The sequence below is a fragment of the Rathayibacter sp. AY1B4 genome, from assembly GCF_002932815.1.
GTDB lineage: Bacteria > Actinomycetota > Actinomycetes > Actinomycetales > Microbacteriaceae > Rathayibacter.
In genome coordinates this window covers 67,380-81,532 of sequence record NZ_PSWN01000010.1, presented here as the reverse complement: position 1 = coordinate 81,532, position 14,153 = coordinate 67,380, and the positions used below count along the sequence as shown (strand labels likewise).

Below are 14,153 nucleotides of genomic sequence, written 5' to 3'. Positions count from 1 at the left end.
GCCCGCAGCCAGCCGTCACGAACGAGGTCGTCCATGCTCCTGCGCACGACGCTCCGCCCGCCCGTCGCGCTGCTCGTCGGAGTCGCGCTCGCACTGAGCCTCACCGCCTGCTCCGGTCCCGCCGCGGAGGTGCCGGACGGGTCCGTGCGCGACTCGGGCTCCGTCGCGACCGCCGCCCCGGCGCCCACCGGCACAGCCGATCCCGAGAGCGGCGCGCGCATGACCCGCCTGATCAGCGACTGCCTCGCCCGCTACGGCCTGAGCGACCGGCCGCCGCTCGCGAGCCCGCTCGCGGAGGAGGAGGTCCGCCTGGCGGCGCAGCGCGCCCGGGACGCCTACGACGCCACCCTGACCGACTGCTCGGCGCAGGCGCTCGCGTCCGGGGAGCCGAGCAGCGATCCGAAGGGAGAGCCCGGCGGCGAGCCGACCGACGAGCCCGACGCCGACTCGACCCCCGCTCCGGCGGGCTGACCGTGCGACTCGAGGGGACGTCCGCGCTGATCGCGGGGGGAGCGTCCGGACTGGGAGCCGCGACGGCGACGGCGCTCGACGCCGCAGGAGCGCGCGTGGTCGTGCTCGATCTGCCGAACGCGGTGGAGGCCGCGCGTCTGCCCGCCTCCGTGCAGCTGATCGCCGGGGACGTCCTCGATCCGGACGCCGTCTCGAGCGCCGTGGAGGCGGCGGGGGAGCTGCGCGTCGCCGTGAGCTGTGCGGGCGTGGCCACACCCGGGCGGCTGCTCGGACGCGACGGGCCGCTGCCGCTCGAGCAGTTCGAGCGGGTGCTGCGGATCAACACGACCGGGACGCTCAACGTGCTGCGCCTCGCCGCGGCGTCGATCGCCGAGCGGGAGCCGATCGATGGGGAGCGGGGAGTCCTGGTCACGACCGCCTCCGTCGCCGCCTTCGAGGGGCAGATCGGACAGGCGGCCTACGCCGCGTCGAAGGGAGCCGTGGCGGCGATGACCCTGCCGCTCGCGCGCGAGCTCGCGGCCCGGCTCGTGCGCGTGGTGTCGATCGCACCGGGCACGTTCGACACGCCCCTGCTCGCCGGGCTGCCGGACAGGGCCCGCGAGGCGCTCGGCTCGGCGACGCCGCATCCTGCCCGCCTCGGACGCCCCGAGGAGTTCGCGGCCCTGGTGCGGCACATCGTCGAGAACCCCATGATCAACGGCGAGACCATCCGGCTCGACGGGGCTCTGCGGCTGCCGCCGCGCTGAGGGACGAGCGGGCGCAGGCTGCCGGTCGAGACGTGCGGGCGTCTCGACACGCCGCTGCGCGGCTGGTCGACCGGCATGAGGCAGCGGCGGTCGCGAGACGCCGCTGCGGCGTCCGTCAGACGAGCAGCTGGTGCTTGGCGAGGTCCCGGTAGAGCGGCGTCGACTCGACGAGCTCGGAGTGGGTGCCGACTCCCACGACCTCGCCCTTCTGCAGCACGACGATGCGGTCGGAGTCGACCACGGTCGACAGGCGGTGCGCGATCACCAGCAGGGTCCGGTTCTCGGCGACCGCGTCGATCGCCAGGCGCAAGCGCTGCTCGTTGAGTCCGTCGAGGCTCGACGTGGACTCGTCCAGCAGCAGGATCGGCGGGGCCGCCAGGAGCGCGCGGCCGATCGCGAGGCGCTGACGCTCACCGCCCGAGAGCATCACTCCGCTCTCGCCCACCGGCGCGTGCAGGCCGAGCGGGTTGCGCTCGAGCACGTCGGTCAGGTTCACCGCCTCGAGCACCCGGAGGCAGTCGGCGTCGTCGGCGTCGGGGCGGCCGAGGACGAGGTTCTCGCGGATGGTGCCGGCCAGGACCGGGGCGTCCTGCTCGACGTAGCCGATCTGCGCGCGGAGCGCGTCGCGGTCGATGGCCGTGATGTCGACACCGCCGAGTCGGACGACGCCGGCCTCCGGGTCGTAGAACCGCTCGATGAGGGCGAGGATCGTGCTCTTGCCCGCTCCCGACGGCCCGACCAGGGCGGTGCGCTTGCCGCGCGGCACGGTGAAGGAGACGCCGCGCAGGACAGTGCGGTCGCGCTCGTCCGCCACGGCCGCCGCGTCGGGCACGGCGCCCTCCTCGTAGGAGAACACCACGTCCTCGAAGGAGATGGCCTCCTCCGCCACGCCGGCGCCGAGGCCGCCCGCGGAGGCGTCGCCGTCGCCCTCGATCGGCAGGTCGATGATCTCCTGGATGCGGCCGAGGGCGCCCAGCGCCGAGTTCACCGAGGTGATGGCGCCGATGAAGTTGCCGAGCGGCATCACCATCATGAAGAGGAAGAGGATGAACGAGACCAGCTGGGCGATGTCGATCGCGCCGGACGCGACGCGGTAGCCGCCGACGCCGAGGACGGCGAGGAAGGCGACCTGCATGGCGATCCCCGCCACCGGCACCACGAGGGCCGAGACGTGCGCGACGCGGATCCCGAGGCGGTACGCCTCCGTCGCGTGCTGGTCGACGACCGCGATCTCGCGATCGGTGGCTCCGGCGGCACGGATCGTCCGGACGGCGCTGATGGCGCGCTCGACGGCCGCGGCCAGATCGCCGACCTTCTCCTGGGCCTTGCGGCTGGCGGTGCGGATGCCGCGGCCGAGGGTCAGCGCGAGCCCGAGGGCCACCGCCACCACCGCCACGATGATCAGCAGCAGCACCCAGTCGATGACGGCCATCGCGATGATCGCGCCGACGAAGACGAGGGAGCCCGCGATCGAGTCGACGAGCCCCTGGGTCAGCACCGCGCGCAGGAGCGTGGAGTCGGAGCCGACGCGCGAGACGAGGTCGCCGGTGCGGCGCGCGTCGAACTCCCGGATGGGGAGGCGCAGCAGCCGTGCGACGAGGCGGCGGCGGCTCGAGAGCACGATCCCCTCGCCGGTGCGCTGGAGCAGGTAGTGCGCGAAGCCCGAGATGAGCCCGGAGGCCACGACCAGGCCGACGAGGGCCCACACGAGCGGGCCGAGATCGAGACCGGACTGGACCCGGGTGATGACCTGGCCGACGAGCAGGGGCTGGCCGAGGCTCGCCGCCGCTCCGAACAGACTGAGGACCACGACGACCGAGAGGATGCCGCGGTGCTCGAGCAGGTAGGGCACGAGCTGCGAGAAGGAGGCGCGGGGTCCGTCGTCGCGGGAGGGTCGTCGTCCGCCGCGCCGGGAGGTGGTGGTGCTCATCGCCGTCCATTCTGCCCCGTCGTCGCTGCGAGCAGGCCGCCAGAGGGCGGGCCCGGTGCTCAGGGAGGGAGCGGAGACGCGGACGGCCCGCCGGGGGATCCCGTCGGGCCGTCCTCTGCAGGGAGTCCTACGAGACGTTGTCGTGGTACGACGCGTTCTTCGTCTCCTTGGAGAGCAGGAGCGCGATCAGCGTCAGCACGGCCGCGGCGCTGAGGTAGAGGCCGACCAGCACGGTGCTGCCGCCCGCCGCCCTCCAGAGCGCGACCGCGATGATCGGCGCGAGGGCCGCTCCGAGGATCGATGCGAGGTTGTACGCCATCGCCGAGCCGGTGTAGCGGACGTTGGTCGGGAACAGCTCGGGGAGGACGGCGCCCATCGGGCCGAAGGTCAGGCCCATCAGCGTGAAGCCGAGGATCAGGACGGCCATGACGCCCGCGAAGCCGGCGCTGAACAGGGGCACGAAGAGCAGGCCGAACACGAGGATCGCCGCGGTCACCACGAGCAGCGTCCGCCGGCGGCCGAAGCGCTCCGCGAGCGGGCCGGAGACGAGCGTGAAGATCCCGAAGAACACCACGCCGACGATCAGCATGACGAGGAAGTCGTTGCGCGTGTAGCCGAGGCCCGGAACCGCGCCGTCGACGGGCGAGGTGCCGTAGGTCAGCGTGAACGTGGTCATGAGGTAGAAGAGCACGTAGGTCGCCAGCATGATGAAGGTGCCCAGGATGAGCGGGCGCCAGCTGGTGACGAAGACGCGGGCGAGGGGCAGCTTGGCGACCTCGCCCTTCTCGACGACCTTCTGGAACGCGGGCGTCTCGACGAGCTTGAACCGCACGTAGAGCCCGATGATCACGAGCACGGCGCTCGCCAGGAACGGCACGCGCCAGCCCCAGGCCGCGAACGTCTCGTCGCTCATCGTGCTCGCGAGCACCAGGAACAGGACGTTGGCGACGATGAAGCCGATCGGTGCGCCCAGCTGCGGGAAGGTGCCGTAGATGGCGCGCTTGCCGGCCGGTGCGTTCTCGGTCGCGAGCAGCGCGGCTCCGGACCACTCGCCGCCGAGGCCGAGGCCCTGGCAGAAGCGCATCACCACGAGCAGGAACGGAGCGAGGAACTCCCAGCCGGGCGTGAGCGCGGTGGGCAGGCAGCCGATCAGGAAGGTCGCGACGCCCATGGTGAGCAGTGAGGCGACGAGGGTGCCCTTGCGGCCGACGCGGTCGCCGAAGTGGCCGAAGATGATCGACCCGATCGGGCGCGCGATGAACGCGACGCCGAAGACGGCGAAGGAGGCGAGGAGGGCCGTGGCCGGGTCCTCGTTGACGAAGAAGAGCGACGGGAAGACCAGGACGGCGGCGGTCGCGTAGGCGTAGAAGTCGTAGAACTCGATCGAGGTGCCGATGAGGCTGGCGAGGATGACGCGGCCGCGGGAGTTCTGCGGGGCGGCTGCTGGCGCGTCGGAGACGGCGGGAGAAGACATGAGGGAGGGGCTCCGTGTGGACGGCGACTCCCCCTGAGCCGGCGGGGCGGGGCGTCGATCAGGCGTCGCGGACCGCTGGGGCGAGGGGGAGGAGAGAGGGGTCGCTCGTGACGACCCGACCACTTTACTCCGTGTTCTCCCAGGTTCGTGTGCGGGCGGCCCCAGGACGGGGGCCGCCCGCAGTGGTTCAGCTGCGCAGCGAGCGGAGGAGCAGAGCGGTCGAGACCGCCGCCTCGGCCGCCTCGCGCCCCTTGTCCTCCTTCGAGCCGGGAAGGCCCGCGCGATCGATGCCCTGCTGCTCGGTGTCGAGGGTGAGCACGCCGAAGCCGACCGGCTTGCCCGTCAGGATCGAGACGGTGGTGAGCCCGGAGGTGGCGGCGTCCGAGACGTACTCGAAGTGCGGGGTGCCGCCGCGGATGATCACGCCGAGGGCGACGACCGCGTCGGCCCCCGCCTCCAGGGCCGCCTTCGAGGCGACGGGCAGCTCGAACGAGCCGGGCACGCGCACGAGCGACCAGGACGCTCCGGCCTCGTCGAGGGCTCGGCCCGCTCCGGCGATCAGACCGTCGCTGATCTGCTCGTGCCAGGTCCCCGCGATGACGACGACGCGCAGTCCCGCGCCGTCGAGAGGGGAGGTGGTGGGGGCGCCGCTACCGGCCATTGCTACTCCTTCGTGGTGGCGCCGGCGATCCCGGCGTCGAGGGCGAGGCCGGAGATCCCGGCGTCGAGGGGGTCGTGGTCGAGGACGCTGTCGAGGGTGTGGCCCATGCGGTCGCGCTTGGTCTCGAGGTAGCCCTCGTTGAAGGCGCCGACCCCGACGACGAGCGGCACGCGCTCGGCGACGACGATGCCGCGGTCGGTGAGCTGGCGGACCTTCTCGGGGTTGTTGGTGAGCAGGCGCACCTCGGTGAGGCCGAGGTCCTCGAGGATCCCGACCGCCGCTCCGTAGTCCCGCGCGTCGGCGGGGAGCCCGAGGGCGAGGTTCGCGTCGAGGGTGTCGAGTCCGTCCTCCTGCAGGCGGTAAGCGCGCAGCTTGTTGATCAGGCCGATGCCCCGGCCCTCGTGCCCGCGGAGGTAGACGACGACGCCGCCGTCCCGCTGGATCGTGTCGAGGGCGGCGTCGAGCTGGGGTCCGCACTCGCACTTCAGCGAGCCGAACGCCTCGCCGGTCAGGCACTCGGAGTGCACGCGCACCAGTGCGGGCCGCCCCGCGGCGACCTCTCCCGCGAGGATCGCGACGTGATCCGCTCCGGTCTGCCGGTCGCGGTAGGCGCGGATGCGGAACGGGCCGTGGGTGGTCGGCACCGTGGTCTCGACCTCGAAGCTCACCCGCGCGCTCTCCGGGACCGCGACCGTGACGGGCACCTCCGCGTCGCAGTGGAACTCCTGCAGGTACGCGATGAGGGCCGCGACCGTGGTCACCGGCACGCCCTCGCGCTCGCCGAGAGCGATCAGCCCGGGCAGCCGCATCATCTCGCCGTCCTCGGCGACGATCTCGGAGATCGCGCCCACGGGGTACAGGCCGGCGAGCTTCATCAGGTCGACCGCCGCCTCCGTGTGCCCGTCGCGCTCGCGCACGCCGCCGTCGACGGCGCGCAGCGGCAGGATGTGGCCGGGGCGGTTCAGGCGGGACGGGGTCGCCTCGGGGTCGGCCAGCACGCGGAGGGTGTGCGCGCGGTCGGAGGCGCTGATGCCGGTGGAGAGCCGGTCGGCCGCGTCGACGGACAGCGTGTAGGCGGTGCCGCGCGGGTCCTCGTTCTCGACCACCATCAGCGGCAGGGCGAGGCGGTCGGCGATCTCGTTGGTCATCGGCGCGCAGATGAACCCGGAGGAGTGGCGGACCATCCAGGCGATCGTCTCCTGGCTGGCGAGCTGGGCCGAGACGATGACGTCGCCCTCGTTCTCGCGGCCCTCGTCGTCCGCGACGATGATCGGGCGCCCGGCGCGCAGCGCCTCGACGGCCTCGGGGATGGTGGCGAGGCTCATGAGCGGGCCTCCGCGATCGAGCGCAGCGCGAGCATCCGCTCGACGTGGCGGGCCAGGACGTCGGTCTCGATGTTGACCTGATCGCCGATCGCGCGCGCGCCCAGCGTGGTGACGGCGAGCGTCTCGGGGATCAGCGAGACCTCGAACCACTGCTCCGGCTCGGCGGCGGGGCTGATCGCCGAGACGGTCAGCGAGACGCCGTCCACCGCGATCGAGCCCTTGTCGACGACGAGCGGAGCGATGCCGGTCGGCAGCGAGAACCGCAGCACCCGCCACGCCTCGCCCGGTGCGATGGCGAGCAGCGTCGCCGTGCCGTCGATGTGGCCCTGGACGATGTGGCCGCCGAGCCGGTCGCCGACCAGCGCGGCGCGCTCGAGGTTCACGGGGTCGCCGACGCCCACGGTGTCGAGGGTCGACATCCGCAGGGTCTGCGCCATGACGTCGGCGGTGAAGCCCTGGTCGGTGTGCTCGACCACGGTGAGGCAGACGCCCGAGACCGCGATCGAGTCGCCGTGCCGCACGCCGTCGACGGCGAGGGGCCCGCGGATGCTGAGGCGGATCGCGTCGGCGCCCGCCTCGACGGCGGTCACGACGCCCTTCTCCTCGATGATTCCGGTGAACATCAGTGGGTCTCCATCTGCAGGGCGTGGGGGAGGCGGGCCGGGGTGCCGGCACCGCCCGCGGGGAGGACGTCGGGGCGCGCGGTCACGAGGAGGTCGTCGCCGAGGATCTCGACCGAGCGGAGGGAGAGGCGCCGGGCCCCGCCGATGCTCTCCACGCCGAGGTCGCCGAGCGCGAGGCGGGGGCCGCCGAGGAGCGCGGGCGCGAGGAACACGAGGTACTCGTCGACCAGTCCGGCGGCGACGAGCGCGGAGGCGAGGGTCGGTCCGGCCTCGACGTAGACGCTGCGGATCTCGGCGGAGTAGAGGTGCGCGAGGACCGCGGCGAGGTCGCGGGTGCGCTCGACCACGACGGCGCGGGGGTGCTCGTGCAGGCGGGCGCCCGGCGGCACGGGGCGCGTGCCGACGACGACGGGCACCGGCTGGTGGGCGAGGAGCTCGCCTCCGTCGCCGCGGGCGGTGAGCGCGGGATCGTCGGCGAGGACGGTCCCGGTGCCGACGAGGATCGCGTCGTGCGCGGCACGCTGCTCGTGCACGCGCTGCCGGGCCGCCGCTCCGGTGATCCAGCGGCTGCTGCCGTCCGCCGCCGCGGTGCGGCCGTCGAGGGTCGAGGCCCACTTGAGCGTGACGAAGGGGCGGTGCAGGCGGGTCGCGGTGAGCCACGGGTGGAGGAACTGCTCTCCCCCCTCGGCGAGCACGCCCTCGATCACCTCGACGCCGGCCTCGCGGAGGGTGCGACCGCCGCCGGCCGAGCGCTCGCCCGGGTCCGGCACGGCGTAGACGACGCGGGAGACGCCCGCCTCGATCAGGGCGCGGCTGCAGGGACCCGTGCGCCCGGTGTGGTCGCACGGCTCGAGCGAGACGACGGCCGTCGCGCCCTCGGCGGCGCCCGCCGCGACGTGCGACAGGGCGTCGACCTCGGCGTGCGCGGTGCCGGCTCCGTGGTGCCAGCCCTCGCCGAGGACGGTGCCGTCGGGCGCGAGGATCACGCAGCCTACGCGCGGGTTGGGTCCGCGGGCGGGCCCGCGCTCGGCGAGCGCCAGCGCCCGGCGCATCGCGTGCTCGTAGTCGATCGTCATTCCCGGTTCTTCCGTTCGTCGCCGAACTCCGGGGTCTCGATCGACGGTGCGCGGGCACCGTCGCTCAGCATCGCGCGGTGATGCGCGACGCTCGTGCTGCCTCTCCTCCGGACTTTCACCGTCGGTCCTGGAGTTCCACCAGGTCAACCGCCGCCCCTCTCGAGGGGCTGCGGCTCGCGGACTGTGACCGCCGGTTCGGAATTCCCACCGACCCCGGAGCACGTGCTGTCCGGTCAGCCTACCCACCCGCCGCCCGGAGGGAGCCTCCGCGCGTCACACTCCCGGCGCACGGTCGGCTCCGTGCGTCCCGGAGCCCGTCGGCGCTGCGGTCGCCCGTCGTCTCCGCACGGTGGACGGCCGCGCTGCGTCCCCTCCGTCGATCACTCTTCGTTTGCCGTAGATGTCGGTTGCATCCCAAATTGGATAGTCCGATCGTTCGACTCCGGTTGGCGTATACCGGCCGGGCTGGTCAGACACGCAATGTCCTCCACCGGCGACGGAGATTTTTGCCGCTCAATGGCGCGACGAGAATCTCCGTCGATCGAGGCTCCGAGGTCAGCTCTCCCGCTCCTCCGCGCGCATGCGCCTCCTAGCGCGTCGAGCTACCTCCACGGTAAAAGCAGTGAGGACCAGTCCCGTTCCAGGCCCGACGAAGGGCGTGAGAACGGCGCGTGCATCGGTGAACCAGAACAGAAGCAATAGAACCGCTGTGCCGCCGAACAGCAGAAGCGCCAATCCTCCAAGGATGGGATTGCGCAATTCTCGGCGCATCGCCCGACTGAGATCGTGATCAGAGGCCATTGAATCTCCTTCGCTGTTCTTCGCGCGCTCTAACAGCGCTGGATGACCGGGTGCAGAGAGCCACCTATAGTGAGGTAGCGTGCGCCGAGGCACTGGCCAGAGTTGTTCGCTTGAACTGCGGCGACGTGGAATACGGCGCCGTAAGCGCCGCACACCGCTCCGATGGGGGCGAATGCGGCCGTCATTGATCCGCACAGTAATCCTGCCGCTGCTGCGGTAGATTGCGACGCGGTTTTCGTCTCGGTTCTGTTGAGCATGATTGTACAGAATGCGATGTCACAGGCGAGGCTGGGGTCGGCGACCACGGGATAGGATGCGCCCGTGTGATGCACTCTCTGCACCAGCGTGCCGCCGTCGATCGAGAAACTGGTCCTGACAGGAGCGCCGGTGGAATCTGAGGCCCAGGCCGGATTTATGAAGTTGACGGTCCGTCCGTGTGAATCCTTCACCGCAACCGAGTGATCGATGAACTCAAGGATGGCGGGTTCTCCATCCACGGTCACGTCGAATCTGTAATCAGATGGGGCTGCCTGGTCCTTGATGAGAGCAAAGCCCGCATTGAGAACATGGCCTGCCCCTGTGAACGCGTAATCGTAGGAGTCGCTCATGTTGTAGACGAGCGCGCCTGAAGGCCCGACGCTCGCCGATCGGACAGCGGTTCCTGGAGTGATGCCGACGCTGTGGTTCCTGTATTCGACCGTGAGGCCGGACTTCGTCGAGAGGGAGCCGCTCGGCTCCAGGTGCTCTGATTCGGAGCTTAGTCGAGCGGCGCCTTCACTGGAGGCGGCGATAGGCGTGAGCAAGCCGAAAGATTGCATTGTCGATTCTGCTGTTCGGGTCGCTGTGACGACTCCCGGATCGGCCGTCGCAGGTGTCGCGACCAATGAAGTGAAAGCAAGTACGGTGCCCATGAGCAGCGCTCGAACCGATCTTCTGGTGCCTGGCAAGAACATCTCCTTCTCTCAACGTCATCTTTGACACCAGTCACAATTGCAGGGTTATCGGAGGTCATCAATGATCGGGCGGGTTCCAGAAGTCCGATGGCGCGTTCGGAGGACCATTCGCCGAATGGTGTCCTTGGCGGGTCGCGCACGTCGAGTCCCGCGCGGCGGAGGACGCCCGGCTCAGTGCCGGTGGTCGTCCACCCAGCGCGGGAAGGGGTCCGCGTACTCCGCCCAGGCGGCGGGGCCGGCCAGCAGCTCCTCGGGGGTGAGCAGGCAGCTCTGCAGGACGGCGGTCAGCCTCCCGGTGTCCAGGCCCGTCCCGAAGAAGGCGAGCTCCTGGCCGAGAGGCGCGTCCTCGTCCCAGCTGAGCAGGCTGGTCGGGTCCAGCGTCAGCACGTCGCCGGCGACCGACCACGAGCCGACCCGGTCGGCGCGCGTCGCCAGGCGCACCAGGCCGCGGGAGCGGAGGATGCGGCCCACCTTCTCCGCCACCAGCTCCCCGTGGACCGCCGTGCTCAGGCGGCCGGGGTGGAAGGGCAGCGGATCGCGGAACACGAACTCCTCGACGGTCGTGCCCGAGGCGCGGCGCCGCGAGGTCCCGTTGAGGGCGCACTGCCAGCCCATCGAGGAGGCGATCGCGTGCGCGCGCCGGGGGTGGAGCCTCCGTGGCGCCGCCGGGAGCTCACCGGCGGGGAGGAGATCGGCGGTGGGGGCGAGTGCTCGCAGGAGGTCGCGGACGAGTGCGGTCCGCTCGGGGTCGCTCTCGGAGAGGGGCTCGGCGAGGGCGATGAGGCTCGAGAACTCCAGGCGGGCGGCGAGGCGCTCCGCCGAGTCGAAGGAGGGGCCCGCGCCGCCGCAGAGCACGCGCAGGATCTCCTCCGTCGACGTCACGGCGACCACGTCGAGGATCGCGATGCGGGTGTCGGCGGGATGCCGCTGCGCGCAGAGGTGCTCGAGCACGAGTCCGATCTCGAGCGGGTCGGCCTGGCCATCGAGGGCGACGACCGTGTGACCGCGGTGGCCGTCGTCGGCGTCGGCCGCGAGGCGCCGGTGGAGCTCCTCGGCGAGAGCGGGACCGTCGGCGCTGGGCGGATCGACCTCGAAGGCGATCCGGGACTCGGGCCTGCCGGCGAGGAGCGCGGCGGTCCGCCCGGCGTCCCGGGGGTCGGTCGCGCTGACGAGGGTGACGGCGAGGACGGGGGGTGCGGGGTGGTGGGGCTCCATGGACCGCTACTCTATCGATAACAGTTCTCATTAACGACAGGAGCATCCGTGAAGGTCCGCAACTCCCTCAGGTCGATGAAGGCGCAGCCCGGCTCGCAGGTGGTCCGCCGCCGGGGCCGCGTCTTCGTGATCAACAAGCTGAACCCGCGCTTCAAGGCCCGTCAGGGCTGAGCGCCGACGGGAGGGTGCGAGCCCTCCCGTCGCGCACGGCCTCAGTGCTCGTCGTAGTGGCCGGCGTGAGCGGCGTGCTTGTGGCCGTCGTGGACGAAGTCCACGTGGTCGTCGTGCTGCACGGTCTCGTGGCCGCAGGCGTCGCCGTGCTCGTGGTCGGCGGTCGAGTGCTCGGCCTCCGACTCGTGCTCGTCGTAGTGGTCGCCGTGCAGGGCGTGGTGGTGCGTGCCGTGGACGTAGTCGACGTGGTCCTCGTGCTGCACGGCCGGGTGGCCGCAGCCCTCGCCGTGCTCGTGCTCGGTGACGGGGTGCTCGGCGTGGAGATCGGTGGTGCTCATGGTGCTGCCTTTCCGGATGCGGGGGCCGCGGACGCGACGGGCTCCAGTCGACCAGATCCATAAACGCATTGCAATGGATGCGCCTAATCGAGAGCGATCATCGTTCCCGACAGGGACGGAGGTCACCCCTCCAGGGCGTGCCGGACAGCGTCGTCGACGATGTGCGTGACGTGGGTGTCGGCGACGGAGTAGTGCGCCTCACGGCCCACGCGCTCGACCGCGACCAGCCCGGCGGTGCGGAGCATCCGCAGGTGCTGCGAGACCAGCGGCTGCGAGAGCCCGGTCACCTCGGCCAGCCGCCCGACCGTCGACGTCTCCTCGGCGAGGGCCCGGAGCAGGCGCAGCCGGGAGGAGGAGGACAGCACCTTGAAGAGCTCGGCGGCGGGTTCGAGGTCCTCGGTCATCTGCTCATGTAAGCAGAGGTGCATGCGCCGTGTCCGCGCGGCGCCCCGCGCGCCTCCGGCTACCCTCGGTGCGATGGACGAGGACAGGTACGGGCAGGACGTGCTCGCCGGCGACTGGCGCGCCCGCGGCAGGGTCGAGGTGGCGGTGGTCGAGGCCGAGCGCGATCTGGTGGTCGAGGAGGTCGCCTCCGGCTTCGTGGGCGCCGTGCTCGGCGTGGAGCTGCGGATGGTGCGGCTGGAGGACCGGTTCGGCAAGGTCCGCGTGTTCCCGCTGGGGCCCGGGTTCCTCCTCGAGGGGAAGCCCGTGTCGCTCAAGGCGCCCGGGCTGAAGCGCGACGCCGGCCTCGGTCGCGCGCGCTCCGCCTCCGGCTCCTTCCACGTCGCCGACGCGAAGGCGCGGGTCGCCCTGCCCAGCCGCATCTACGTCGAGGGCCGGCACGACGCCGAGCTGGTCGAGAAGGTCTGGGGCCACGACCTGCGGGTCGAGGGCGTCGTCGTCGAGTACATCGAGGGCGTCGACAACCTCGACGAGCTGGTGCGCGAGTTCCGGCCCGGTCCGGGGCGCCGCATCGGCGTGCTCGTCGACCACCTGGTGCGCGGCTCGAAGGAGTCGCGGATCGCCGGCCAGGTCGCCGCCGGTCCGCACGGCGCCCACGTCCTCGTCGTCGGCCACCCCTACATCGACGTCTGGCAGGCCGTGAAGCCCGGCCGGATCGGCCTGGAGCGCTGGCCCGAGATCCCGCGCGGCACCGAGTGGAAGCACGGGATCTGCGAGGCGCTCGGCTGGCCGCACGAGGAGCAGGCCGACATCGCGCGCGCCTGGCAGCGCATCCTCGGCCGGGTGCGCACCTTCCAGGACCTGGAGCCGGCGCTGCTGGGCCGGGTCGAGCAGCTCATCGACTTCGTGACGGAGCCCGCATGACCCGGCACGCGGGCCTCGGCCTCGCCCTCGACGCCGTGCTCGTCCTGGTCTTCGTGCTGATCGGCCGCGGGAGCCACGACGAGGGGTCGGCGCTGATCGGCCTGCTCACCACGCTCTGGCCGTTCCTGGCGGCGCTCCTGCTCGGCTGGGTCGTCACGCGCTCGTGGCGCTCCCCGGACCGGATCGTGCCCGCCGGGCTCGTCGTCTGGGCGGTGACCGTCGCGGGCGGGATGCTCCTGCGGATCGCCTCCGGGCAGGGCGTGCAGTGGAGCTTCGTGATCGTGACGGCCGTCGTGCTGGCCGTATTCCTCCTCGGCCGCCGCGCTCTGACGCGGCTGATCGCCCGCCGGCGCTAGGCGGACCGCCGGCTCAGCCCACCCGCACCCCGAAGTGCTCCGCGAACAGCGGCAGCAGCAGGCTGAGCTGCAGCTCGGAGAGGGTGGCGCCGCGGAGGCCGTCCAGCCCGGTGAGCACGTGCAGCTCGGCGCCGCGCAGATCGAGGTGCTCGATCCGGGCCCGGGAGAGATCGAGGGAGCGGACGTCGCAGTCGACCAGGCTCAGCCGCGTGCCGGTCGCACCCGCCAGGTCGAGCTCGTCGATCGTGCAGCGCTCGAGCAGCACGTCGCGCACCGCGGCGCCGCGGAGGTTCAGGTAGCCGAGCTTGCAGTCGGCCACGCGCACCTGCTCCCAGGTGCTCTCGTAGAGCTCGGCCGAGCCCAGCCGCGAGGCGAGCAGCTCGACGGATCGGAGCCGGCTCCGCGGCGCCGAGAGCCCGGGGACGTCCAGCCGCTCGAGCCGCGACTCCGCGATCGACGCGGCCCGCAGCTGGGCACCGTCCAGGACCACTCCCTCCAGCGCGCACTCGCTGAAGGAGGCCGCGGTGAGATCGGCGCCGGTGAGGTCGGTGCCGGCGAAGCGCAGCCCTTCGGCGTGCTCCCGGGCGCCCGTGTCCCCGGCGTACCCCTCGGCGAGGCCGTCGAGGAGGAGGGGGTCGAGCCGGGGAGGAGCGGTCGCGTCGCGCACGCGGCGAGCCTAGTGCTGGC

At 72.1% G+C, this 14,153-nt stretch carries 17 protein-coding genes and 1 riboswitch; of the genes, 5 read left to right on the top strand and 12 right to left on the bottom strand.

The window, feature by feature from the left end:
- Nucleotides 1-33: 33 nt before the first annotated feature.
- Together C5D66_RS09030 and C5D66_RS09025 are read left to right on the top strand one after the other, a co-directional pair.
- Nucleotides 34-471 carry a hypothetical protein gene (locus tag C5D66_RS09030; protein ID WP_104255832.1) on the top strand — a complete coding sequence of 146 codons (438 nt, stop codon included), beginning with the start codon at nucleotides 34-36 and terminating at the stop codon, nucleotides 469-471.
- 2 nt (nucleotides 472-473) lie between these two features.
- Complete coding sequence (locus C5D66_RS09025) at nucleotides 474-1,217, top strand: SDR family NAD(P)-dependent oxidoreductase (RefSeq protein WP_104255831.1); 744 nt, start codon at nucleotides 474-476, stop codon at nucleotides 1,215-1,217.
- A 115-nt stretch (nucleotides 1,218-1,332) separates the two neighbouring features.
- Here the strand turns inward: C5D66_RS09025 and C5D66_RS09020 are convergent, their stop codons facing one another.
- The 9 genes from C5D66_RS09020 to C5D66_RS08990 all read right to left on the bottom strand — a co-directional run bounded on the left by C5D66_RS09020 (nucleotide 1,333) and on the right by C5D66_RS08990 (nucleotide 11,275).
- Nucleotides 1,333-3,147: an ABC transporter ATP-binding protein gene (locus C5D66_RS09020; RefSeq protein ID WP_104233721.1), complete on the bottom strand. Its 1,815-nt coding sequence runs from the start codon at nucleotides 3,145-3,147 to the stop codon at nucleotides 1,333-1,335.
- A 127-nt stretch (nucleotides 3,148-3,274) separates the two neighbouring features.
- Nucleotides 3,275-4,621, bottom strand: coding sequence for an MFS transporter (locus C5D66_RS09015; protein ID WP_104222221.1), 1,347 nt, complete (start codon nucleotides 4,619-4,621; stop codon nucleotides 3,275-3,277).
- A gap of 187 nt (nucleotides 4,622-4,808) precedes the next feature.
- The gene (gene ribH / locus C5D66_RS09010; protein WP_104222223.1) at nucleotides 4,809-5,282 is read right to left on the bottom strand and encodes a 6,7-dimethyl-8-ribityllumazine synthase; all 474 of its coding nucleotides are present in this window, start codon (nucleotides 5,280-5,282) and stop codon (nucleotides 4,809-4,811) included.
- 2 nt (nucleotides 5,283-5,284) lie between these two features.
- The gene (gene ribA, locus C5D66_RS09005) at nucleotides 5,285-6,607 is read right to left on the bottom strand and encodes a GTP cyclohydrolase II (RefSeq protein WP_104222225.1); all 1,323 of its coding nucleotides are present in this window, start codon (nucleotides 6,605-6,607) and stop codon (nucleotides 5,285-5,287) included.
- Entirely contained in the window at nucleotides 6,604-7,230 is a 627-nt protein-coding gene (locus C5D66_RS09000) for a riboflavin synthase (protein ID WP_104255830.1), read from the bottom strand. The genes ribA and C5D66_RS09000 overlap by 4 nt, the downstream gene beginning before the upstream one ends.
- Entirely contained in the window at nucleotides 7,230-8,306 is a 1,077-nt protein-coding gene (gene ribD / locus C5D66_RS08995) for a bifunctional diaminohydroxyphosphoribosylaminopyrimidine deaminase/5-amino-6-(5-phosphoribosylamino)uracil reductase RibD (RefSeq protein ID WP_258061302.1), read from the bottom strand. The genes C5D66_RS09000 and ribD overlap by 1 nt, the downstream gene beginning before the upstream one ends.
- Nucleotides 8,307-8,397: 91 nt before the next feature.
- Nucleotides 8,398-8,530: riboswitch (FMN riboswitch) on the bottom strand.
- A gap of 331 nt (nucleotides 8,531-8,861) precedes the next feature.
- On the bottom strand, nucleotides 8,862-9,107 hold the full coding sequence (locus tag C5D66_RS16775; RefSeq protein ID WP_146078468.1) for a hypothetical protein: 246 nt from the start codon (nucleotides 9,105-9,107) through the stop codon (nucleotides 8,862-8,864).
- A gap of 29 nt (nucleotides 9,108-9,136) precedes the next feature.
- Nucleotides 9,137-9,925 (bottom strand): hypothetical protein, encoded by a 789-nt coding sequence (locus C5D66_RS16770; RefSeq protein WP_146084794.1) that lies wholly within the window; start codon nucleotides 9,923-9,925, stop codon nucleotides 9,137-9,139.
- 306 nt (nucleotides 9,926-10,231) lie between these two features.
- Complete coding sequence (locus C5D66_RS08990) at nucleotides 10,232-11,275, bottom strand: GTP-binding protein (RefSeq protein WP_104255829.1); 1,044 nt, start codon at nucleotides 11,273-11,275, stop codon at nucleotides 10,232-10,234.
- 48 nt (nucleotides 11,276-11,323) lie between these two features.
- Between C5D66_RS08990 and ykgO the strand changes: the two genes are divergently transcribed.
- On the top strand, nucleotides 11,324-11,446 hold the full coding sequence (gene ykgO / locus C5D66_RS08985) for a type B 50S ribosomal protein L36 (RefSeq protein WP_104226896.1): 123 nt from the start codon (nucleotides 11,324-11,326) through the stop codon (nucleotides 11,444-11,446).
- A 41-nt stretch (nucleotides 11,447-11,487) separates the two neighbouring features.
- Here the strand turns inward: ykgO and C5D66_RS17460 are convergent, their stop codons facing one another.
- Together C5D66_RS17460 and C5D66_RS08975 are read right to left on the bottom strand one after the other, a co-directional pair.
- A complete protein-coding gene (locus tag C5D66_RS17460) occupies nucleotides 11,488-11,784 on the bottom strand; it encodes a hypothetical protein (protein ID WP_104222233.1) in 297 nt (98 codons plus the stop codon).
- A gap of 122 nt (nucleotides 11,785-11,906) precedes the next feature.
- Nucleotides 11,907-12,188: a helix-turn-helix transcriptional regulator gene (locus tag C5D66_RS08975; RefSeq protein WP_104222235.1), complete on the bottom strand. Its 282-nt coding sequence runs from the start codon at nucleotides 12,186-12,188 to the stop codon at nucleotides 11,907-11,909.
- Between the two features lie 73 nt (nucleotides 12,189-12,261).
- On the opposite strand from C5D66_RS08975, the gene C5D66_RS08970 reads away from it, so the two are divergent.
- Together C5D66_RS08970 and C5D66_RS08965 are read left to right on the top strand one after the other, a co-directional pair.
- The gene (locus C5D66_RS08970) at nucleotides 12,262-13,110 is read left to right on the top strand and encodes a DUF3097 domain-containing protein (protein WP_104255828.1); all 849 of its coding nucleotides are present in this window, start codon (nucleotides 12,262-12,264) and stop codon (nucleotides 13,108-13,110) included.
- Nucleotides 13,107-13,466, top strand: coding sequence for a DUF3054 domain-containing protein (locus C5D66_RS08965; protein WP_104233715.1), 360 nt, complete (start codon nucleotides 13,107-13,109; stop codon nucleotides 13,464-13,466). The genes C5D66_RS08970 and C5D66_RS08965 overlap by 4 nt, the downstream gene beginning before the upstream one ends.
- 13 nt (nucleotides 13,467-13,479) lie before the next feature.
- On the opposite strand, the gene C5D66_RS08960 is transcribed toward C5D66_RS08965, so the two are convergent.
- Nucleotides 13,480-14,133, bottom strand: coding sequence for a pentapeptide repeat-containing protein (locus tag C5D66_RS08960; protein WP_104255827.1), 654 nt, complete (start codon nucleotides 14,131-14,133; stop codon nucleotides 13,480-13,482).
- Nucleotides 14,134-14,153: the final 20 nt, after the last annotated feature.